19 protein-coding genes are annotated in these 18,308 nt (G+C 71.7%); 12 read left to right on the top strand and 7 right to left on the bottom strand.

Annotation, left to right across the window (positions count from 1 at the left end):
• Positions 1 to 409: 409 nt before the first annotated feature.
• On the bottom strand, positions 410 to 1,177 hold the full coding sequence (locus BJY16_RS34565; protein ID WP_185043750.1) for an AAA family ATPase: 768 nt from the start codon (positions 1,175 to 1,177) through the stop codon (positions 410 to 412).
• Positions 1,178 to 1,214: 37 nt separating this feature from the next.
• Between BJY16_RS34565 and BJY16_RS34560 the strand changes: the two genes are divergently transcribed.
• From BJY16_RS34560 to BJY16_RS34550, 3 genes are all read left to right on the top strand, one after another.
• Positions 1,215 to 1,769 (top strand): NUDIX domain-containing protein, encoded by a 555-nt coding sequence (locus tag BJY16_RS34560; protein WP_185043749.1) that lies wholly within the window; start codon positions 1,215 to 1,217, stop codon positions 1,767 to 1,769.
• A gap of 112 nt (positions 1,770 to 1,881) precedes the next feature.
• On the top strand, positions 1,882 to 2,340 hold the full coding sequence (locus BJY16_RS34555) for a nitroreductase/quinone reductase family protein (RefSeq protein WP_185043748.1): 459 nt from the start codon (positions 1,882 to 1,884) through the stop codon (positions 2,338 to 2,340).
• A gap of 137 nt (positions 2,341 to 2,477) precedes the next feature.
• Positions 2,478 to 3,446 carry an aldo/keto reductase gene (locus BJY16_RS34550; protein WP_185043747.1) on the top strand — a complete coding sequence of 323 codons (969 nt, stop codon included), beginning with the start codon at positions 2,478 to 2,480 and terminating at the stop codon, positions 3,444 to 3,446.
• Here the strand turns inward: BJY16_RS34550 and BJY16_RS34545 are convergent, their stop codons facing one another.
• Entirely contained in the window at positions 3,447 to 4,292 is an 846-nt protein-coding gene (locus BJY16_RS34545) for a PHP domain-containing protein (RefSeq protein WP_185043746.1), read from the bottom strand.
• Between BJY16_RS34545 and BJY16_RS34540 the strand changes: the two genes are divergently transcribed.
• Positions 4,291 to 5,625, top strand: coding sequence for a hypothetical protein (locus BJY16_RS34540; RefSeq protein ID WP_185043745.1), 1,335 nt, complete (start codon positions 4,291 to 4,293; stop codon positions 5,623 to 5,625). The two genes, BJY16_RS34545 and BJY16_RS34540, sit on opposite strands and share 2 nt — an antisense overlap.
• Before the next feature lie 66 nt (positions 5,626 to 5,691).
• Here BJY16_RS34540 and BJY16_RS34535 read toward each other — a convergent pair whose 3' ends face one another.
• Together BJY16_RS34535 and BJY16_RS34530 are read right to left on the bottom strand one after the other, a co-directional pair.
• Positions 5,692 to 6,030, bottom strand: coding sequence for a VOC family protein (locus BJY16_RS34535; RefSeq protein WP_185043744.1), 339 nt, complete (start codon positions 6,028 to 6,030; stop codon positions 5,692 to 5,694).
• 31 nt (positions 6,031 to 6,061) lie between these two features.
• On the bottom strand, positions 6,062 to 7,291 hold the full coding sequence (locus BJY16_RS34530; protein ID WP_185043743.1) for an MFS transporter: 1,230 nt from the start codon (positions 7,289 to 7,291) through the stop codon (positions 6,062 to 6,064).
• Between the two features lie 108 nt (positions 7,292 to 7,399).
• On the opposite strand from BJY16_RS34530, the gene BJY16_RS34525 reads away from it, so the two are divergent.
• Positions 7,400 to 10,093, top strand: coding sequence for an ATP-binding protein (locus BJY16_RS34525; protein ID WP_185043742.1), 2,694 nt, complete (start codon positions 7,400 to 7,402; stop codon positions 10,091 to 10,093).
• On the opposite strand, the gene BJY16_RS34520 is transcribed toward BJY16_RS34525, so the two are convergent.
• Both BJY16_RS34520 and BJY16_RS34515 read right to left on the bottom strand, forming a co-directional pair.
• On the bottom strand, positions 10,050 to 10,847 hold the full coding sequence (locus tag BJY16_RS34520; RefSeq protein ID WP_185043741.1) for a discoidin domain-containing protein: 798 nt from the start codon (positions 10,845 to 10,847) through the stop codon (positions 10,050 to 10,052). The two genes, BJY16_RS34525 and BJY16_RS34520, sit on opposite strands and share 44 nt — an antisense overlap.
• 39 nt (positions 10,848 to 10,886) lie before the next feature.
• Entirely contained in the window at positions 10,887 to 11,162 is a 276-nt protein-coding gene (locus tag BJY16_RS34515; RefSeq protein WP_185043740.1) for a hypothetical protein, read from the bottom strand.
• A gap of 88 nt (positions 11,163 to 11,250) precedes the next feature.
• Between BJY16_RS34515 and BJY16_RS34510 the strand changes: the two genes are divergently transcribed.
• Together BJY16_RS34510 and BJY16_RS34505 are read left to right on the top strand one after the other, a co-directional pair.
• The gene (locus tag BJY16_RS34510; RefSeq protein ID WP_185043739.1) at positions 11,251 to 11,571 is read left to right on the top strand and encodes a ribosomal protein L7/L12; all 321 of its coding nucleotides are present in this window, start codon (positions 11,251 to 11,253) and stop codon (positions 11,569 to 11,571) included.
• 139 nt (positions 11,572 to 11,710) lie between these two features.
• On the top strand, positions 11,711 to 12,121 hold the full coding sequence (locus BJY16_RS34505) for a hypothetical protein (protein ID WP_185043738.1): 411 nt from the start codon (positions 11,711 to 11,713) through the stop codon (positions 12,119 to 12,121).
• A gap of 211 nt (positions 12,122 to 12,332) precedes the next feature.
• Here BJY16_RS34505 and BJY16_RS34500 read toward each other — a convergent pair whose 3' ends face one another.
• Positions 12,333 to 12,494, bottom strand: a complete 162-nt coding sequence (locus BJY16_RS34500) for a hypothetical protein (RefSeq protein WP_185043737.1) — start codon at positions 12,492 to 12,494, stop codon at positions 12,333 to 12,335.
• A gap of 462 nt (positions 12,495 to 12,956) precedes the next feature.
• On the opposite strand from BJY16_RS34500, the gene BJY16_RS34495 reads away from it, so the two are divergent.
• From BJY16_RS34495 to BJY16_RS34475, 5 genes are all read left to right on the top strand, one after another.
• Positions 12,957 to 13,964 (top strand): MurR/RpiR family transcriptional regulator, encoded by a 1,008-nt coding sequence (locus tag BJY16_RS34495; RefSeq protein ID WP_185043736.1) that lies wholly within the window; start codon positions 12,957 to 12,959, stop codon positions 13,962 to 13,964.
• A 49-nt stretch (positions 13,965 to 14,013) separates the two neighbouring features.
• Positions 14,014 to 15,450 (top strand): N-acetylglucosamine/diacetylchitobiose ABC transporter substrate-binding protein, encoded by a 1,437-nt coding sequence (ngcE, locus tag BJY16_RS34490; RefSeq protein WP_185043735.1) that lies wholly within the window; start codon positions 14,014 to 14,016, stop codon positions 15,448 to 15,450.
• 32 nt (positions 15,451 to 15,482) lie between these two features.
• The gene (locus BJY16_RS34485; RefSeq protein WP_185043734.1) at positions 15,483 to 16,376 is read left to right on the top strand and encodes a carbohydrate ABC transporter permease; all 894 of its coding nucleotides are present in this window, start codon (positions 15,483 to 15,485) and stop codon (positions 16,374 to 16,376) included.
• 11 nt (positions 16,377 to 16,387) lie between these two features.
• Positions 16,388 to 17,290: a carbohydrate ABC transporter permease gene (locus tag BJY16_RS34480; RefSeq protein WP_221502066.1), complete on the top strand. Its 903-nt coding sequence runs from the start codon at positions 16,388 to 16,390 to the stop codon at positions 17,288 to 17,290.
• A 146-nt stretch (positions 17,291 to 17,436) separates the two neighbouring features.
• Entirely contained in the window at positions 17,437 to 18,303 is an 867-nt protein-coding gene (locus tag BJY16_RS34475) for an alpha/beta hydrolase fold domain-containing protein (protein WP_185043732.1), read from the top strand.
• Positions 18,304 to 18,308: the final 5 nt, after the last annotated feature.

Below are 18,308 nucleotides of genomic sequence, written 5' to 3'. Positions count from 1 at the left end.
CGGCCCGGCCGGGTCCGTGGCCCGAGACGCAGCAAGCTGAAACGGTCCGGCCGGGTCCGTGGCCCGAGTCGCAGCAAGCTGAAACGGCCCGGTCGGGTCCGTGACCCGAGATGCAGCACGCTCAAGCAGCCGGGTCGGGTCGGTGGCCCGAGACGGAGCACGCTCAAGCAGCCCGGCCGGACGGTGGCCCCGGGAGCAGCACACCCCGGCAGCCCGACCTGCCCCGGTCCGGGAGCAGGGCGAACGCGGGCGGTCACGGCGGGCTCGGACCGTACCGGAAATCGGGTTAACCGGATGGTGGCCCCGAGACGCAGCACGGTCAAGCAGCCCGGCCGGACGGTGGCCCCGGGAGCAGCACACCCCGGCAGCCCGACCTGCCCCGGTCCGGGAGCAGGGCGAACGCGGGCGGTCACGGCGGGCTCGGACCGTACCGGAAATCGGGTTGATCGGTCAGTAAGTGGCGCAGGGAGCGTTGGGGAGCGGTGAGGAAGTCGCGGGTCACCTGGACCGCGTCGGCCTCGTCGTAGGTGACCTGGCGTAGCCGGCCGTCCGCCTCGGCCTGCAGGATCGTGGCGCCGGGCAGGGCGAGCAGGATCGGGGAGTGGGTCGCGATCAGCATCTGCGAGCCGGCCCGGACCAGCTCGTGCAGGCGGGCCAAGGCGATCAGCAGGCCGCGCGGGGAGAGCGCCGCCTCGGGCTCGTCGAGCAGGTAGAGGCCCTCCGGGTGGAACCGGTGGGTGATCAAGTCGAGGAACGACTCGCCGTGGGAGCGCTCGTGCAGGCTGCGGCCGCCGTAGGCCTGCTCCATCCCGACGTTCTCGATCTCGGTGGCGACGTTGTAGAACGACTCGGCGCGGAAGAAGAAGTTGGAGCGTTCGCGGCGCCCGGGCCGCCGGCCGACGATCAGGTGCTGTCCGAGCGGCGACTCGGTGGCCCGGGTGGCGAACCGGAAGTTGCGGCTGCCGCCCTCCGGGTTGAAGCCGGCCGCGACCGCGACCGCCTCGACCAGGGTGGACTTTCCGGAGCCGTTGTCGCCGGTCAGGAAGGTGACGCCGGGCGCCAGGTCGAGCCGGCCGGCGGCGATCAGTCCGGTGACGATCGGCAGGTTGAACGGGTACCGGCGGCGGTCCAGGCCGGTCGTGTCGAGCGCGATGTCGCGCAGGAACCGGCCCGTCATGCCCCGAGTCTAAAGGTGTTCATGGGAGCATTCCCGGATGCTTGACGCGGTGGCCGTGGTGCACAGGATGGTGGCGGGGATCGAGCCGGTCGACGAGCTGGCGGGCGTGCACCGGGCGCTGGTCCTGGAGTGGCTGAGCGGCACCGACAACGTGTTCCGCCGGGTGCCGCCGGCCGAGCCGCCGCAGCACCTGGTGTCATATGTGGTGCCGGTCGCCGGTGACGGCCGGGTGCTGCTCGTCGACCACGTGAAGGCCGGGCTGTGGCTGCCGCCGGGCGGGCACGTCGAGCCGGGCGAGGATCCCGCGCTGACCGCGCGGCGCGAGATCGAGGAGGAGCTCGGGCTGGGCGATGCGGGCCTGTCGCGGTCGCCGATCTTCCTGACGGTCACCGGTACGGTCGGAGCCGTCCAGCGGCACACCGACGTCTCCCTGTGGTTCGTCCTGTCCTGCACCGGCGAGGAGGAGCTGCGCCCGGACGCGGGCGAGTTCCACGCGGTCCGGTGGTGGTCCCGGGCCGAGCTGGCGGCCGCCGACCCGGCCCGGTTCGACCCGCACTTCTTCCGGTTCCTGGCCGCGCTCCCGCCTGCCTAACCGTCGGCCACGACCGCGCGCCGGGCCGGCGGCACACTGGGAGATGTAGAGGCGAGCACGGGGGAAGGACGGCTCCGGACCGGAGCGGGGTGACGATGGCTCGGGAGGTCTCATGAGTGACGCGGAACTGCCGAAGACGCTGCGTTTCCAGGGCTTCGCCAACCTGGTCGTCCGGGGCCTGCTGCGGACGCCGCTGATCGCGAACGCCGTCGGCGCCCGACTGGTCGTCCTTTACGTCGTGGGCCGTAAGTCCGGCAAGCACTACGAGGTGCCGGTCGCCTACACCCGGCACGACGGCCAGTTGCTGATCGGGACGCCGTTCGGGTGGGCGCGCAACCTGCGTACCGGTGAGCCGGTCGAGGTCCGTTACAAGGGACGTCGCCGGGTCGCCGCGGTCGAGGTGCGCACGGCGGAGAGCGAGGTCGTTGCCGACTACGCGCTCATCGCCCGCGACAATGCGCAATTCGCGCGCTTCAACAACATCGGTTTGGACGCGCGGGGCACACCGGACCCTGCCGCGCTGCACCGTGCTTGGGCGGCCGGCGCCCGGGTGATCCGCCTGACCCTCTGATCCGCTCGCCATCGGCGAGTGCGCGCACCGCAATCCGGCCGGGTCGGGCGGCCCGGAAATCCCGCGCGGTCACCGGAGCGTTCGACCACGGTCGAACGAATACCGGCCGGCGGCCCGGCCCGCCTACCGTCCCGGCCATGGACTACACCCGTCTCGGCCGGACCGGCCTGACCGTCAGCCGCCTCGCCCTCGGCACGATGAACTTCGGCTGGCAGATCGACGAGGACGCGGCGCACGCCGTGCTCGGCCACGCCGCCGACCTCGGCATCAACCTCGTCGACACCGCGAACATGTACGGCCGGGAGGACGGCGACGGCCTCAGCGAACGGATCATCGGCAGCTGGCTGGCGAAGACCGGCGCTCGGGACCGGACCGTGCTGGCCACCAAGGTCTACGCGCCGATGTCCGCCGACCCGAACGACCGTGGCCTGTCCGCCCGCAACATCATCGCTTCCTGCGAGGCGTCGCTGCGCCGGCTCGGCACCGACTGGATCGACCTGTTCCAGATGCACCACATCGACCGCGGCACCCCGTGGGAGGAGATCTGGCAGGCGATGGAGACGCTCACCACCCAAGGCAAGATCCGGTACGCCGGCTCGTCGAACTTCGCCGGCTGGCACCTGGCCCGCGCCCAGGCCGCCGCCGACCGTCGCCACCACCTCGGCATCGTCTCCGAACAGTGCAAATACAATCTGCTGACCCGGCACGTCGAGTTGGAGGTGCTACCGGCCGCGGCTGAGCTGGGCATCGGCATCCTGCCCTACTCGCCGCTGCACTTCGGTGCCCTCTCCGGCGCGCTGCGCAAGCAGCGTGACGGCGTCCCGGGTCGCAGCGTCCTGCACGCCCCGGACCGGGTCGAGCCGCACCGGGCTGCCCTGCAGCGCTTCGAGGACCTTTGCGCCGAGCTGGGCTCGGCACCAACCGCGGTGGCGATCGGCTGGCTGCTGTCCCGGCCGGAGGTCACCGCCCCGATCCTCGGGCCGCGCACCCCGGAGCAGTTGGACGTGCCGGTCACGCCGCTGCCCGCCGACGTGCTGGCCCGCCTCGACGAGATCTTCCCGCCGGTCGGCAACGGTGGTCCCGCCCCGGAGGCCTGGGCCTGGTGATCAGCTGAGCCGGGGCCAGAGGTCGTAGGGGTGGCGGCCCGGGCGGAAGCCGTGCGCCTCGGCCAGCGCGGCGGCCTCCGGGAAGCCGTGGGCGAGAAGGTCGGGGCGGTGCGCGTCGCTGCCGAAGCTGACCGCCTGGCCACCCTCCTCGTGCCACCAGCGCAGGATGGTCGCGTCGAGCGGGATCCGGGTGTTGATCTCCAGGGCGCGGCCGGACTCGGCGGTGGCGCGCAGGGCGTACCGGAAATGGTCCTCGAACAACCCCGGGTCGAACGGCCCGGACCGGTCGGCGGGCCAGAAGCGCAGCGGATAGTCGATGTGCGCCAGCACGGTGAACGGATGGTCGCCGGCGACCATCCGGGGGATCTCGGTGAGGTACTCGCGGATCAGCTCGGCCGGGTCGCGGTGCGGGAAGAGGGCCCACGGCTCGGCGAAACCGGCGCCGTCCGGCAGGCAGTGCAACGAGCCGAGGACCCGGTCGAAGGTGCCCTGGGCGAGGATCTGCGCGCACTGCCGCGCGTGCCAGTGCGGCTCGCCGACCTCCAGGCCGGTCAGGATGCGCAGCTGCGGGAACCGGGTGCGGCAGCGGTCGATCGTCTCCAGGTAGCCGGCCACGTCGAAGGCCGGCGGGGTGATCAGGCCGTCCGGGTCGGCCGCGGCGATCAGCTCCTTGCTGGCGTAGGGGCCCTCGGTCGGCACGGTCCAGCGGGTGTGGTCGACGTGCTCGGTGAAGGCGAGCGCCGGGAGGCCGATCGCGACGGCCCGTTCGCAGGTGCGCTCCATCGACCCGAGCAGGGTGTCCCAGGAGAACTCGCTGTGCACGTGACTGTCCGCGGGGAGCGCCATGGTGATCACGCTAGCCGAGCCCGAGCGCGGCATACTGGCCGCCGTGGAGGACTGGGAGCTGACGGCGGCCGGCGGCGAGTGCTCCTTCACGCACGTCCTGGTGTTCGGCGAGGACGTCCGGGTGGCGCGGGAGGACCTGATGGAGGGCGCGGTCGCGTTCCTGGCCACGGTGCCCGGGGTGACCGCGGTGGAGCACGTGGAGCGGGAGATCGTCGAGATCACCGCGGGCGGCGTTCCGGCCGAGCGCATCGCCCGCATGCTGGGCCGCTGGTGGGACCGGGCCAAGCGGGAACGGAAACCGTGGATGGTGGCGATGCAGGCACGGGTCGCCACGGCGGCCGGCCTGTTCCCCGAATTCCAGCGCGACGGCTGGGTGCTGACCCGGGTGCTGGACGACGAGGTGACCCACGTGATCAGCCTGGACCACGAGTTCGGGCGGAGCACGGACGAGCATCAGGTGCGGGTGATGGCCCGGGTGGTGCTGACCGTGCCGGACGACGCGCGGTACTTCCTCAAGGACTGCTTCGTGGAGCTGGGCGACGCGGCCGGGTTCGCCGAGGAGCTGAGCGGGCGGGTGCGGCCGGAGCTGGCGGCGCTGTCGTCGGTCGACGGGATCCTGGAGCAGGCGCCGCCCGGCCTGTTCCGGGCCCGGGCGCTGCTGACCCGGGGCCGGGTCGCCGAGGCGTGGCAGCTGTACCAGGCGGACTACGAGCGGCAGCAGCCACGGCACCGGCCGTACTCGGCGCGGTACGCCGAGCGGCTCGGGGTGCCGCCGCTGGAGACCGCGGCCGACCCGCGGCTGAGCCGGACCGACGAGGCCACCCTGATCGCCTGGCAGACCGGCGCGCAGGCGTGGACGCAGCGGCTGCGCGAGCTGACCGGGCTGCCGCTGGACGGTTCGCCGGAGTCGCTCGACGAGCTGTGGGCCTGGCTGCGGGTCAGCGCGGACCGGCTGCGGACCGGGCTGGCCGGGGCCGAACCGGTGTTCGCCGCCCGGTTCTACCCGCTCGACGGGGCGGGCCGGCGGTGGAACGGGGCGCCGTTCGAGCCCTGGTACCGGGCGACGGTCGAGCTGGTCACGGCGTATCTGGGCGCGGTGGTGATCAGGTCGCAGCCGGGGACGGTGTGGGGGATCGCCGACGACGGCGGGCTGGCGCTGCTGGGGCGCAGCGGGACCGGTCTGCTGGACCGGGTCTTCATGATCGTGTGGGAGGCGTTCGACGCGCCGGAGGAGGCGTTCGACCCGCGGCGCCTGCGGCGGCTGCACGGTGACATGGTTCGCTGGACGACCGCCGAGCGGGGCCACGCCGACATCATCACCGTGCGGGTGTAGGCGTACCGGAGAGCCGCGCGAACGGCCGGGTGGCAGGGGCCGCCGGCCCCTGCCACCCGCCGGGTGTCAGCTGTCCTGCAGCAGGCCGATCACGGTGCCGTCCGGGTCGGTGACGGTGGCGATCAGCCGGCCGCCGCCGACGTCGTGCGGCTTCTCCCGGACCGTGGCGCCGGCTGCGGTCAGCTCGGCCACCTTGGCGTCGATGCCGGTGACCGCCCAGTAGGCGACCGGGGCGGCCACCCCGTCCTTGGCCGGGATCAGGCCGAGGTGCTGATCGGCGGTGTCGAAGCCGACGTAGTAGGAGGTGTCGGTCTGCGGGGCGATGCCGAGCAGGGCCGTGTAGAGCTTCTTCGCCGCGTCCAGGTCGGACACCGAGTGCAGCACGGTGGTGATTCGCAGAGTCATGGTCGCTCCCTGTTCCGTGGAGGTGATGCGTTCAGCTTCGCGGCCGGTGGGCCCGTTCCACATCCGTGGCGACCACGGAACGCGCCACGGAACGGCCCCGGACGGCGACCGCGACACCCACCCCGAGCAGCACCGTGACCAGGCCGGACAGCAGCAGGGTGAGCTGCCCGCCGAGCAGGGCGACCAGCGGCCCGCCGAGCAGCGTGCCGAGCGAGGTGGCCGGGATGGTCAGCGCCGAGCGGGCGGCCAGCACCCGGCTGAGCGCCTCCGGTGGCGCGCCCCGCTGGAACAGCCCGGTGGAGATCGCCGTGAACGGCCCGTAGATCAGCCCACCGGCGGCGAGCCCGAGCAGGCCCGGCCAGATCGCGTCGGTCAGGCCCAGCGGGAGCAGGGCGGCGCCCCAGCCGACGATGATCGCGGCCACCACCGGCGCCGGCGGGAACCGGGCGAGCAGGCCGGCGCCGAGCGCGCCGATGGTGGCACCGACGCCGAACACGGTCCAGTAGAGCCCGAGCAGGCCGGCCGAGCCGTGCAGGTCCTCGGCCACGTGCACCGGCAGGGCCACCTCGACCGGGCCGTAGAGGAAGAAGAACACCATGGTGACCAGCAGCAGGCCGAGCAGCCGGGGCCGGTCCCGCAGGGTCTGCCAGGCGCCGGCGGTGGACTCCCGCGGCGGTGGCGCCTGATGGGCGCGGCGGGCGGAGACCGACCAGGCGGCGACGGCGAGCACCGCGAAACTGGCCGCGTCGGCGCCGATCACCCAGCCCGGACCGGCGAGCCCGGTGACCGTGCCGGCGATCGCCGGGCCGACGATGATCGAGGCCTGGGTGAACGTGGAGAGCAGGGCGTTGCCGGCCACCCGCTGCTCGTCCGGGAGCAGTTCGGCGACCAGGGTGTAGGCGCCGGCGCTGCCCCAGGCGTGCAGCAGCGACGAGACGGCCAGGAGCAGGACGTACCGGAACGGGGTGAGCGAACCGGCGATCGCGAGGATCGCGATCGCGCCGAGGGCGACGGCCCGCAGGGTGGCGTCCACCGCGACCAGCCGGGCGGCCCGCAGGCCGCGCATGAACCGGGACAGCAGCGCGGCGCCGAGCGAGGCGGGCAGCGCGTAGGCGGCCACCGCCAGCCCGGTCCAGGCGCCGGCCTGCCCGGCCGGGGCGATCTGGACGGCCAGCCAGGCGACCGCGACCAGGCTCATGCCGTCGCCGAGCGCGGACACCAGCAGACCCGGGACGACGGGATGTCTCAGCAGTTCACGCATGTCCCGATCGTGCTGGACCCGGCCGGGCCGGGCATCGGTGGCGGCCACGGAGACGAATACTGATTCGTGGGAAATTCGGTGAGCGCCGGCCGGGCCATAATGGGCCGCATGACGGTGACGACGGAGGTCTCGGCCCGCGAGGCGGAGGTGCTGGCCCTGGTCGGGCAGCACCTGAGCAACGCGGAGATCGCCGCGAAACTGTTCATCTCGGTGCGCACCGTGGAGAGTCACGTCTCCGCCCTGCTGCGCAAACTGGACGTCACCGACCGCCGGGCCCTGGCCGGCTTCTCGCAGGCGCCGTCGCGAAACCCGCTGCCGACCCCGCTCACCTCGTTCGTCGGCCGGGTGCCCGAGCGCGCCGCCCTCGCCGAGCTGCTCGCGGCGCACCGGCAGGTCACCGCGGTCGGGCCGGGCGGGGTCGGCAAGACCCGGCTGGCCCTGGCGGTCGCCGCCGAGATCGGCGCGGGCTATCCCGACGGCGTCTGGTTCGTCGACCTGGTCCCGGTGACCGGCCCCGGCCCGTGCGTGGTCGCGGCCGCGGTCGCCGCCGCGATGGGCATCGGCGAGCAGCTCGGCCGGGCGATGACCGAGTCGGTGGTGGACGCCCTCGCCGACCGGTCCGTGCTGCTGGTGCTGGACAACTGCGAGCAGGTCCGCGACGGCGTCGCCCCCTTCCTGGAGAAACTGCTGTCCAGCTGCCCGCGGGTGGCGGTGCTGGCGACCAGCCGGGCCCGGTTGATGGTCCCGTTCGAGCGGGTCTATCCGGTGCCGCCGCTCTCGCTCGAGGGCGGCGGCGAGTCGGACGCGGTGGCGCTGTTCCTGGACCGGGCGGCCGCCGCGAGCTGGCCGCCCAACCACGCGCTGCGCGACCCGATCGCCGCGTTCTGCGCCCGCCTGGACGGGATGGCCCTGGCCATCGAGCTCGCCGCGGCCCGCTGGTCGGCCCTCGGGCTGGACGGGCTGACCGCCGGGCTGGCCGACCCGCTGCGGATGCTGGAGGGCGGCTCGCGCACCGACGAGCGGCACCGGTCGGTGCGCGCCGCGCTGGACTGGAGCCACGCGCTGCTCGACCCGCAGGACCAGGCGCTGCTGCGGCGGCTGTCGGTGTTCGTCTCGCCGTTCACCCTGGACGCCGCGGCCGAGGTGGCCGGTGCCACCGCGGACGGGCTGGCCCGGCTGGCCGAGCAGAGCCTGCTGGTGGTCACGCCGTCCCCGGCCGGCACCGAGTTCCGGATGTTGCAGACCATCCGGCAGTATGCGACCGACCAGCTCACCGCCACCGGCGAGCTGGACCAGGCCCGGGCCCGGCACCTGGCGTGGTGCGCCTGCCAGGCCGACCGGCTGGCCGGTCTCGGGCCGGAGTGGCGGGTCCGGTTCGACGCCGTCGCCGACGACCTGCGCGCGGCGCAGGGCTGGTCCGAGGACTACCGGCTGACCAGGCGGCTCGCCGAGCTGACCTTCGCCCGCAAGCTCGCCTCTGAGTCCCAGATCCGGTTCGAGCAGGCCGCCCGGCTGGCTCCCGACCCGGCCGAGGCCGCCGAGATGTTCCGGCAGGCGGCCGCCGTCGCCGGCTGCCGGATCCGCGGCGACGACACCTACCGCTATCTGCTGGCCGCCGCCGAGATCAGCCCGGACCCGGCCGCCGCCGCCCGTGACCTGGCCACCGCGGCCACCACCACGCACCGGTTCTGGGGCAAGTTCGACCAGCTGCCCACCCGGCAGGAGACCGTCGCCCTGGTCGAGCGGGCCGGTGAGCTGGCCGGCGACGACCCGGCCGCCCGGGCCGCTGTCGCGCTGGCCGAGGCCGGGGTGCTCAGCGACGCGTTCGGGGCGGCGCAGGGCCCGGCCGACAACGCGGTGCCGGAGACGGTCGCCCGCGCCGAGCGGGCCGTCGAGCTGGCCCACCGGCTCGGCGACCCGCTCGCCGAGTCGGCCGCGCTCGACGCGCTGATCGGCGCGCAGTGCTGGGCCGGCGACACGTTCGGCACCGCGGCGACCGCCCGCAAGCGGATCATCCTGCTGGCCGCCCTCCCGGACACCCCGGCCGCGACGCACGAGCTGCTCGACGCGCTCGGGATGGCCGCCGAGACCGCGCTCGGCGCCGGTGACCTGCCCGGCGCCCGCCGCGCCGGGCGGCAGCTCGCCGACCATCCGCTGATGAGCGAGGTCGGGCACCGAGGCAGCTGCTGGCTGGTGGTGACCGAGGCCCTCGCCGGCGACACCGACGCGGTGCTGCGGCACGGCGAGCGGTTCCTGGAGTCCTGGCAGCGGGCCGGCCGCCCGGCCAAGTCGGCGCTCGCCCCGGCGGCGGCCGCGGTCGCCATGGTGCACGGGCTGCGCGGCGACGAGGAGCAGCGGCAGCGCTGGCTCGGCGTGCTGGAGACGATGGGCGTCACCCCGGAGTGCACGTATGGGTTCGGCGCCGTCTTCGACGCGATCCGGCTGCTCGATCAGGACCGCGCCGCCGAGGCCGCGGAGCGTCTGGTCCCGGAGCCGGACGAGGTGTGGAAGTGGGTCACCTGGATCTGGCTGCACTGGTATGTGGCGTTGCGCGCCGAGGCGGCGGTGCTGGCCGGGCACCCGCAGGCGGCGGCCCGGATCGCGGCGGCCCGGGAGATCGTGACCGGCAACCCGGTCGCGACGGCCCTGGTGGACCGGGCCGACGCCCTGCTCGCCGGGGACGACGAGCGGGTGCGGGCAACGGCGGCGGCGCTGCGGGCGGCCGGGTGTGACTACCAGGCCGCCCGATCGCAGAGACTCAGCGGATCTCCAGCTCGAGGAGGGAGTAGCCGTACCGGGTGAGGCGCTTGACGCCGTAGACGCGGACGAAACGGGCGACCCGTCCCTTCGCCGGGATTTCGACGGTGCCGCCCTTGCCCTTGGTGGTGGCGTAAAGCTTTTGCCAGGTCTTGCCGTCCACCGAGGTCTCGACGCGGTAGCTGACCGCGTAGGACCGCTCCCACGCCAGTGTGACGGTGGTGAGCTGCCAGCGGCGCTTGAGGTCGGCGCGCAGCCACTGCTTGTCCTGGAAGGCGCTGGACCAGCGGGTCGCCTGGTCACCGTCGCAGGCGAGGGCGGGCCGCCAGGAGTCGTCCTCGGCGCCGGAGGCGGTGCAGGTGGCCTGCAGGGCTAGGTTGGCGTGGGCCGGGTTGGGTTTGCCGGTGACCGCCTTCGGGCTCTTGCTGACGGCGGGCGCGCCGGTGGGCGCGGCGGTCCGCTCCTCCGGCGCGACGCCGACCGCCGGGGCCGGGGAGGCGGTGGTCGCGGTGGTCGCGGGGCTTGCGGCCGCTTCCGACTTCCAGCGGTACGCGACTCCGGCGCCCGTGGCGAGCAGCAGCACCACGATCCCGGCCAGCCAGCCGCCGCGCTTCCGAGCGGGCTTGCCGGCCGGGGTGGGCGGGGTCGCGGGGCCGTTCGTCGGGGCAGGGGTGAGCGGTGCCGGGGCGGCGGGTGGTGGGTAGCCGGGCACGACGCGGGGCGGCCGGGGCGGCATCCGGGTCAGCCGCAGGTTGTCGGCCCGCGACGGGCGCCGCCGCTGGCTGTCGAAATCGGTCACGCTCGCCCCCTCGTCTCACTCGACGGTGAGTATCTTGACCTATCCGTGCGCGCGGCGAGGACCCGGCTCAGGTGGCAGCGGCGGGTCGATCGTGCGGAGCAGGTCCTCCGGGTGCACCGGGCGGCACAGCCGGTAGCCCTGGCCCAGGTCACAGCCGAGACGGCGCATCGCGTCGCGCGGGGCGGCGGTCCCGCTGCCCTCGATCACCGTCCGCAGGTCCGGGGGTGCGGGCCGGCTCGGCGATCGTGCGGAGCACCGCGAGGTCGGCCTCTCCCGGCTGAGGACGGTCTCCAGCACCTCGGCAGCGCGCGTCACGAGTGCTCCTCCCCGGTGCTGCCGACCTGCTCCCTGCCCGGGGACCTCGGCCGCCCGCCGGGTTGAGCCCGGATGCTTCGATCGCGCCATGGACTACACCTGGGCTGTTCTGGTGATCGGCGGCGTGGCCGTCCTCACCACGCTGACTCTCCCGCGCCGCTTCGAGTCCCGGTGGCGGGCCGCCGAGCTGCGCTTGGCCGTCATCGAGCGCAACCTGAGCCTGGTGATGGACCATCTCGGCGTGGCCGCCCCGGAGCCGGAGTATCCGACGGTGGTGACCGAGCTGCTGGCCGGCCGCAAGATCGCCGCGATCAAGGAGTACCGCGACGTGACCGGCGCCGGCCTGGCCGAGGCGAAGGAGGCGGTCGAACTGCTCGCGGTCCGGCTCGGGCTGCCCGGTGGTCGGTGACCGGTCCGGTATTCCGCGCAATTGGTGAGCGTCTTTCGGGTTTTCCTCGATCTACTCGCGGGTAAGCGAATGACACCTCTGGTTTGGGACGACCTGGCAGAACTGCCGTGTCGTGTCGGCCCGTCCAGCGGAGGTAGCAATGAACAGCTTGGTTCCGCTCACCGCGATCGTGGCGACGGTGGGATTTTCCCCGTCCCCGGTTCCCGCGGGTTTGTCACCGTCCGAGGTCTCGGCCACGGCCCAGGTCTACGACCCGGACAGCACCCTGCTCGCCGAGGCGCGCTTCGACGCCGGTGACGACGCTTTCACGCTGGTCGGCCGGGTCGCCGCCGATCGGCCCTACCTGAACTACCGGTACGTCCGGGTGGACGGGTCGGTGCAGACCGGCACCCATTGGGGCGCCACCGGGGCAGGCACCCCGGCCACATTCCACCACCATTTCGGTACGGGGCGGACCGTCACTTTCCGGGTGTGCGTCAGCGGGCAGCACCTCTTCAATCCGTGCAGTGGCACCGACAGCGGCGAGAATTGGACCGTCGCGATCGCCTGAACGCCATTCCGCGGCGCCGGGTCTTTCGGCCCGGCCTGGCGCGGAACCGCGCGATCTTCACCGCCCTTCGCGACCCGGATCCCCTCCGCTGCCGCGCCTGCGAGTTCCGCACCGTCGGCGGCGGCTGCCGGGCCCGCCCGATCTCCGCGCGGGGTGCCGATGCCCGGCCCGGGGCTATGCGCTGTCGGAATCAGCCTCAGCCCCGGGCGCCTCAGTCGTCGTCATCGCCGTCGTCGTCGTCATCTCCGCCGCCCGGACAGCCGGCCAGCAGCGGCAGCGTCACCGCGGCTCCGGCGGCCAGCAACATCCGCCCGAAGCCCCGCCGCCCGATCGCGCTCGCCTCGTCCTCAGGAACCCGCGTCACGTCCTCCATGCCGGAAGTCTGGCAGCCCGCCGCCCCGCCCGCACCCCCGGAAAGACCCACACCCGCTTCCGGTACGCCGGGCCGCGCGCGGCGCAGCGGACGGCGCGAGTGGGAGCTCGGTGGCGTACGGAAGACAGGGTCGGTCTCGGGTTGGAAAAGAATTCTTTTCTCGATCGTTTCCCGGGTTACCGGTTGATCTCGTGAGTCGGCGGGTCAGGGCGGGGCCACCCGAGGACGACGGCGAGACGCAGGTCACCGGGCAAACCGGCCGGAGCAGCCGCATACCACCGTGAGTCGTCCGGTGAGCCGGTAATTCGTGACAAACTACGGCGAACTGACGCTCCTGGGAGCGCTCTGCCGCCCTGAGATCAGATAACGGTTTGAAAATTTCGCCCGCAGTCTTGACAGGTAGGGGCCGTCAGTAAGAACTTTTACCGCGACAGTTAACACTCAGTCCTGAAGGGGTGTCTGATGGCTGAGCCAGAGATGGACGGCACCGCGTCGACTGCGGTCGCCGACACGGTGGTTCGCGATCAGGACACCGCAGGCAACAACGGGACGACTATGAGCCTCCTCAGCACCATGGGCATCGAGCACTCGTCGGCGGACGGCGTGCTGGTCCGGCTGCGTACGCTGCTGCCGGAGTTCACCGGCGCGCTGAAGCGGGTCGCCGAGCAGGTGATCGCCGACCCGGCGGCTGCCTCCCGGGCGACCATCGTCGAGCTGGCCGAGCGCAGCGGCACCTCACCGGCCACGGTGACCCGGTTCTGCCGCGCGATGGGCTTCGACGGGTACGCCGACCTGCGCCTGGGCATCGCCGCCGAGACCGGCCGGGCCCGCTCGGCCGGCTGGACCGTCGACATCGGCCGGGAGATCCAGCCGAACGACCCGCTGGAGCGCGTGCTCGGCCAGATCATGGCGGCCGACACCCAGGCCATGCACGACACCGCGAACCTCCTCGACCTGGCCGAGGTGGAGCGGGCTGCCGGAGCGATCGCCGGTGCCCGCCGGGTGAACATCTTCGGCGCCAGCGGCAGCGCGCTGGTCGGCGAGGAGATGCAGTTCAGCCTGCACCGCATCGGCATCCCGTGCTGGGCCTGGACCGACACGCACAACGGCCTGGCCAGCGCCGCCCTGTCCAAGCCGGGCGACGTGGCGCTGGGCATCTCGCACAGCGGCGAGACCGGCGAGACGATCGAGCTGCTCGCCGAGGCGAGCAGCCGGGGCGCCACCACCATCGCGCTCACCAGCTTCCCGCGCTCGCCGCTGGCCGAGCTCGCCGACATCGTGCTGCTCACCGCGACCCAGGCGACCACCTTCCGCCCGGACGCGCTCTCCGCCCGGCACCCGCAACTGGTCGTCTGCGACCTGGTCTACGTCGCGGTCGCCCAGCGCACCCACGAACGCTCCCACGCCGCCTTCCAGCGCACCGCCCAGGCAGTGCAGGGACACAAAGCGGCGAAGGGCAGCGCACCCTAGCCAACCGCAACTCAGCCCTCTTATCGCCCACCCTTCTGAAAGGACACCGATGTCTGAGATAACGCAGTCCGAGCTCGACCGTCGTACCCTGCTGCGCCGCGCTGCCGCGGTCGGCCTGGTCGCCGCCCCCGGTGTCAGCTTCCTGAGCGCGTGTGCCGGCTCGGACGACAACAGTGACGACACCAAGCAGGCGACCGGCGAGAAGTCCGCCGACAACCCGCTGGGTATCGACCCGAAGGCCGGCATCGAGATCGTGATCTTCGATGGTGGTCTCGGCACCAAGTACGCCACCGATGTCGACACTCCGCTCTACAACAAGAAGTGGCCGGACTCGAAGGTCACCTACTCGGCCACCCAGCAGGTCGCCACCACGATCAAGCCGCGGCTGAACTCGGGCTCGGCCCCGGACATGATCAACAACTCCGGCTCGGACCTGATGGACTTCGGCGCGATCGTGAAGGCGGGTCAGGCTGCTGACCTGTCCGACCTGTTCGCGGCGCCGTCGCTGGACATCGCCGGTAAGACGGTGGCGGAGACCCTGGTGCCGGGTGCGGTGCAGCAGGGCACGTACGACGGCAAGCCGTTCGCGGTGAACTACTCGTTCACGGTGTTCGGGCTTTGGTACAACAAGAAGCTGTTCGACAAGAACAAGTGGACGATTCCGACCACGTGGGCGGATTTCACGGCGCTGTTGGAGAAGATCAAGGCGGCGGGGATCACGCCGTTCTCGTACGCGGGGGCGAACGCGTCGTATTACATGGTCCGGGCGATCATGACCAGTGCGGCGAAGATCGGTACCGAGCAGGTGCTCAAGGACATCGACAACCTGAAGCCGGGTGCGTGGACGAACGAGGCGGTCAAGCAGGCCGCGGCGGCGTGGGGTGAGGTGGGTAAGAAGTTCGCGAACCCGTCGCACCTGGGCCTGAAGCACACTGAGGTGCAGCTGCAGCAGAACCAGGACAAGGTCGCGTTCTACCCGTGTGGGTCGTGGCTGGAGAACGAGCAGGCCGCCAGCACGCCGGCGGGGTTCGAGTACGCGATGATGGCGTTCCCGAGCGTGACCGCGTCGGACAAGCTGCCGGCGACGGCGATCAACGCGGCGGCCGGGGAGATCTACTTCGCGGCGGCCAAGAGCAAGAACCCGCAGGGTGGTAAGGAATACCTGCGCACGATGCTGTCGAAGGAAGCGGCGCTGGAGTTCACGAAGCTGACCAAGTCGCTGACCGTGGTCGCGGGTGCGGCCGACGGGGTGACGATCAGCCCCGGTCTGACCTCGGCGAATGACGCGTTGAGCAAGGCCGGTCAGGACGTGTTCATGGGGTACCTGTTCGACACCTGGTACAAGAAGCTCGACGACGCTTCGCGGGAGGCCGCGAACCAGCTGTTCTTCAAGGGCGGCGACGCGCAGAAGTTCTGCGACACCATGGAGGCCGCGTCGCAGGCGGTGGCCAAGGACTCGTCGATCACCAAGTTCACCCGCTCCTGAAGTTATTCGTCGGTAAGAGATAGGTAGGCGTCATGCGGCACGGCAAGTATCCCTTCATCATCGGTTTCCTTGTCGTGCCGCTGGCGCTCTATCTGGTGTTTGTGGTCGGCGCGTATTTGCAGATGTTCCAGTTGTCGCTGACCGACTGGTCGGGGTACGGCGGGTTCAGCTACATCGGGCTGGAGAACTTCCAGAAGTTGTGGGACGACCCGGTGTTCTGGATCGCGTTGCGGCACAACCTGTATCTGCTGATCCTGATGCCGATCGTGACGATCGCCCTGGCGTTGTTCTTCGCGTTCCTGCTGAACTCCGGTGGCAAGAAGGCCGGCGGGGTGTGGGGTTCGAAGGTGTATCGGGTGATCTTCTTCTTCCCGCAGTTGCTGGCTCTGGCGATCGTGGCGGTGATCTTCGGGCGGGTGTTCGGGTCGGACAAGTCCGGGATGATCAACGGGTTGTTGCCGCAGTCGTGGACGCCGTGGCTGTTCCTGGCCGACGAACGGTGGGCGTTGACCTGCATCCTGGTGGTTCTGGTGTGGCAGGCGGTCGGGTTCTACGTGGTGTTGTTCTCCGCCGGGATGGGGTCGATCGCCGAGGAGATCTACGAGGCTGCCGCGTTGGACGGGGCCACGAAGATCACCTTGTTCTTCCGGATCACGCTGCCGTTGTTGTGGGACACGCTGCAGGTGGCGTGGGTGTATCTGGGTATCGCGGCGTTCGACGCGTTCGCGCTGGTCAACATCATGTCGGTGAACCACGGCGGGCCGAACAACAGTACCCAGGTGCTGAGCATGCAGATCTATTTGAACGCGTTCCAGAACTCGCAGGCCGGTTACGCGTCCGCGCTCGGCGTGGTGCTGTTCTTCCTGACCCTGACGTTCGCCGCGCTGACCCTGCGGGTCACCCGCCGCGACGCGGTACAGGCCTGACGGAGATGACGATGACTGACGTAGCCACCACTCGCGCCGCGGCCACCAAGACCGCCCCGGCCACCGACAAGCAGCGACGGCTCAACCCGCTCAACGGCGTCGCGCACGTCGCCCTGTTCCTCTGGGCTCTCGCCACGGCCGGGCCGCTGATCTGGGTGGTCCTGGCGTCGTTCAAGAACAACACCGAGATCTTCCTGGGCAAGCCGTTCGCGTTGCCGGAGACGTTCTCGTTCACCACCTACACCGACGCGTGGAGCGAGGCCCACATCGGGCAGTACTTCCTCAACAGCGTGTTCGTGGTCGCGATCAGCACCGCCGGGACCATGCTGCTCGGCTCGATGGCCGCCTACGTCCTGGCCCGCTACAAGTTCCCCGGCAACCGGGCGATCTACTACCTGTTCGTCTCCGGCCTGGCCTTCCCGACCTTCATGGCCCTCGCGCCGCTGTTCGGGATCGTGCAGAGCCTCGGGCTGCTGAACACGTTCACCGGGCTGATCCTGGTCTACATCGCCTACTCGCTGTCGTTCACCGTGTTCTTCCTGGCCGCGTTCTTCAAGACGCTGCCCCACGAGATCGACGAGGCTGCCCTGGTCGACGGGGCCGGGCACCTGCGCCGGTTCTTCCAGATCATGATGCCGATGGCGAAGTCCGGGCTGATCAGCATCACCATCTTCAACATCGTCGGGCAGTGGAACCAGTACCTGCTCCCCGTCGTGATCATGCAAGGCGCCGGCGCCGACTCCAAGTGGGTCCTCACCCAGGGCATCGCGAACATCAGCACCCAGGCCGGTTACCACGCCGAATGGTCCACCCTGTTCGCCGCGCTCACCCTCTCCATCCTCCCGATGATCGTCGTCTACGCGATCTTCCAGCGGCAGATCCAGGCCGGCCTCACCGCCGGCGCGGTGAAGTAACGCGACTGAGCGAGACATCTGCGCCCTCGTCCGCGACCGTGCGGACGAGGGCGCAGGTGCTTGATCGGGACCGGGCACCCGGGTACGGCTGCCGCTGACCGTTCGGGTACTTGATCACCGGCGGGCCGGGATGGCAGCCTCGACCGATGTCGAGTTGGCAGATGCGGGGCGTGGGACTGTTCACCCGGTTGGCGTACCGCCGGAAGTTCGCGACCGAGGCCGCCGGCCGTCGCATCCTGGCCAAGCCGAAGGGGCCGTCCGCGCCGCCGGCCCGGCTGACGAAACGGTTCCGGGTGACCAGCTCGCGGGAGCACGGGTTCGACGTGCACGTGGTGCGGGCCGGGGCGGCGCCGAGCCCGACCGTGGTGATCTACCTGCACGGGGGTGCCTACGTCAGCGAGATCGTCGGGGAGCACTGGTCGCTGATCGGGGAGATCGCCGCGCGTACCGGGTGTGACGTGCACGTACCGATCTACGGGCTGGCGCCGGCGCACGACGGCCTGGAAGCCCTCGACTTCGTCTCCAAGGTGGTGGCGGGGGTCATCGCCGGCGGGCGGCGCTGTTATCTGGCCGGGGACTCGGCTGGTGGCGGCCTGGCGCTGGCGGTGACGCAAGCCGTCGGTGAGGTCAGCGGGCTCACCCTGCTGGCGCCCTGGCTGGACCTGGCCATGGACAACCCGGAGATCGACGCGATCCAGCCCTTCGACCCGTGGCTGGTCCGGCCCGGCCTGCACCCGATGGCGGCGGCCTGGGCGAACGGGCTGGACCTGAAGGACCCGCGGATCAGCCCGCTGCACGGTGACCTGTCCGCGCTGCCGCCGGTGCAGCTGCTGGTCGGCACCCGGGACATCACCCTGGCCGACTGCCGTGCCCTGCGGTCCGCGATGCCGCCGGGGGTCGCGCTGACCTATCACGAGGAGCCCGGCGCGCTGCACGTCTATCCGCTGCTGCCGGTGCCCGAGGCGCGGGCCGGCCGCCACGCCATCGTCACCCACATCACCGAGCACCTCTGAGCCTC

Origin of the sequence: Actinoplanes octamycinicus, assembly GCF_014205225.1 — a bacterium.
In the GTDB taxonomy this organism is placed as follows: Bacteria; Actinomycetota; Actinomycetes; order Mycobacteriales; family Micromonosporaceae; genus Actinoplanes; species Actinoplanes octamycinicus.
Note: the sequence above shows the minus strand (reverse complement) of the source record. Positions and strands in the feature narration are given on the sequence as shown.

Bases quoted from the DNA above. Each gene is read 5' to 3' on its own strand.
- BJY16_RS34565 (WP_185043750.1), bottom strand. From the start codon at position 1,177: ATGACGGGCCGGTTCCTGCGCGACATCGCGCTCGACACGACCGGCCTG.
- BJY16_RS34560 (WP_185043749.1), top strand. From the start codon at position 1,215: ATGCTTGACGCGGTGGCCGTGGTGCACAGGATGGTGGCGGGGATCGAG.
- BJY16_RS34555 (WP_185043748.1), top strand. From the start codon at position 1,882: ATGAGTGACGCGGAACTGCCGAAGACGCTGCGTTTCCAGGGCTTCGCC.
- BJY16_RS34550 (WP_185043747.1), top strand. From the start codon at position 2,478: ATGGACTACACCCGTCTCGGCCGGACCGGCCTGACCGTCAGCCGCCTC.
- BJY16_RS34540 (WP_185043745.1), top strand. From the start codon at position 4,291: ATGGTGATCACGCTAGCCGAGCCCGAGCGCGGCATACTGGCCGCCGTG.
- BJY16_RS34545 (WP_185043746.1), bottom strand. From the start codon at position 4,292: ATGGCGCTCCCCGCGGACAGTCACGTGCACAGCGAGTTCTCCTGGGAC.
- BJY16_RS34535 (WP_185043744.1), bottom strand. From the start codon at position 6,030: ATGACTCTGCGAATCACCACCGTGCTGCACTCGGTGTCCGACCTGGAC.
- BJY16_RS34530 (WP_185043743.1), bottom strand. From the start codon at position 7,291: ATGCGTGAACTGCTGAGACATCCCGTCGTCCCGGGTCTGCTGGTGTCC.
- BJY16_RS34525 (WP_185043742.1), top strand. From the start codon at position 7,400: ATGACGGTGACGACGGAGGTCTCGGCCCGCGAGGCGGAGGTGCTGGCC.
- BJY16_RS34510 (WP_185043739.1), top strand. From the start codon at position 11,251: ATGGACTACACCTGGGCTGTTCTGGTGATCGGCGGCGTGGCCGTCCTC.
- BJY16_RS34505 (WP_185043738.1), top strand. From the start codon at position 11,711: ATGAACAGCTTGGTTCCGCTCACCGCGATCGTGGCGACGGTGGGATTT.
- BJY16_RS34500 (WP_185043737.1), bottom strand. From the start codon at position 12,494: ATGGAGGACGTGACGCGGGTTCCTGAGGACGAGGCGAGCGCGATCGGG.
- BJY16_RS34495 (WP_185043736.1), top strand. From the start codon at position 12,957: ATGGCTGAGCCAGAGATGGACGGCACCGCGTCGACTGCGGTCGCCGAC.
- ngcE (WP_185043735.1), top strand. From the start codon at position 14,014: ATGTCTGAGATAACGCAGTCCGAGCTCGACCGTCGTACCCTGCTGCGC.
- BJY16_RS34485 (WP_185043734.1), top strand. From the start codon at position 15,483: ATGCGGCACGGCAAGTATCCCTTCATCATCGGTTTCCTTGTCGTGCCG.
- BJY16_RS34480 (WP_221502066.1), top strand. From the start codon at position 16,388: ATGACTGACGTAGCCACCACTCGCGCCGCGGCCACCAAGACCGCCCCG.
- BJY16_RS34475 (WP_185043732.1), top strand. From the start codon at position 17,437: ATGTCGAGTTGGCAGATGCGGGGCGTGGGACTGTTCACCCGGTTGGCG.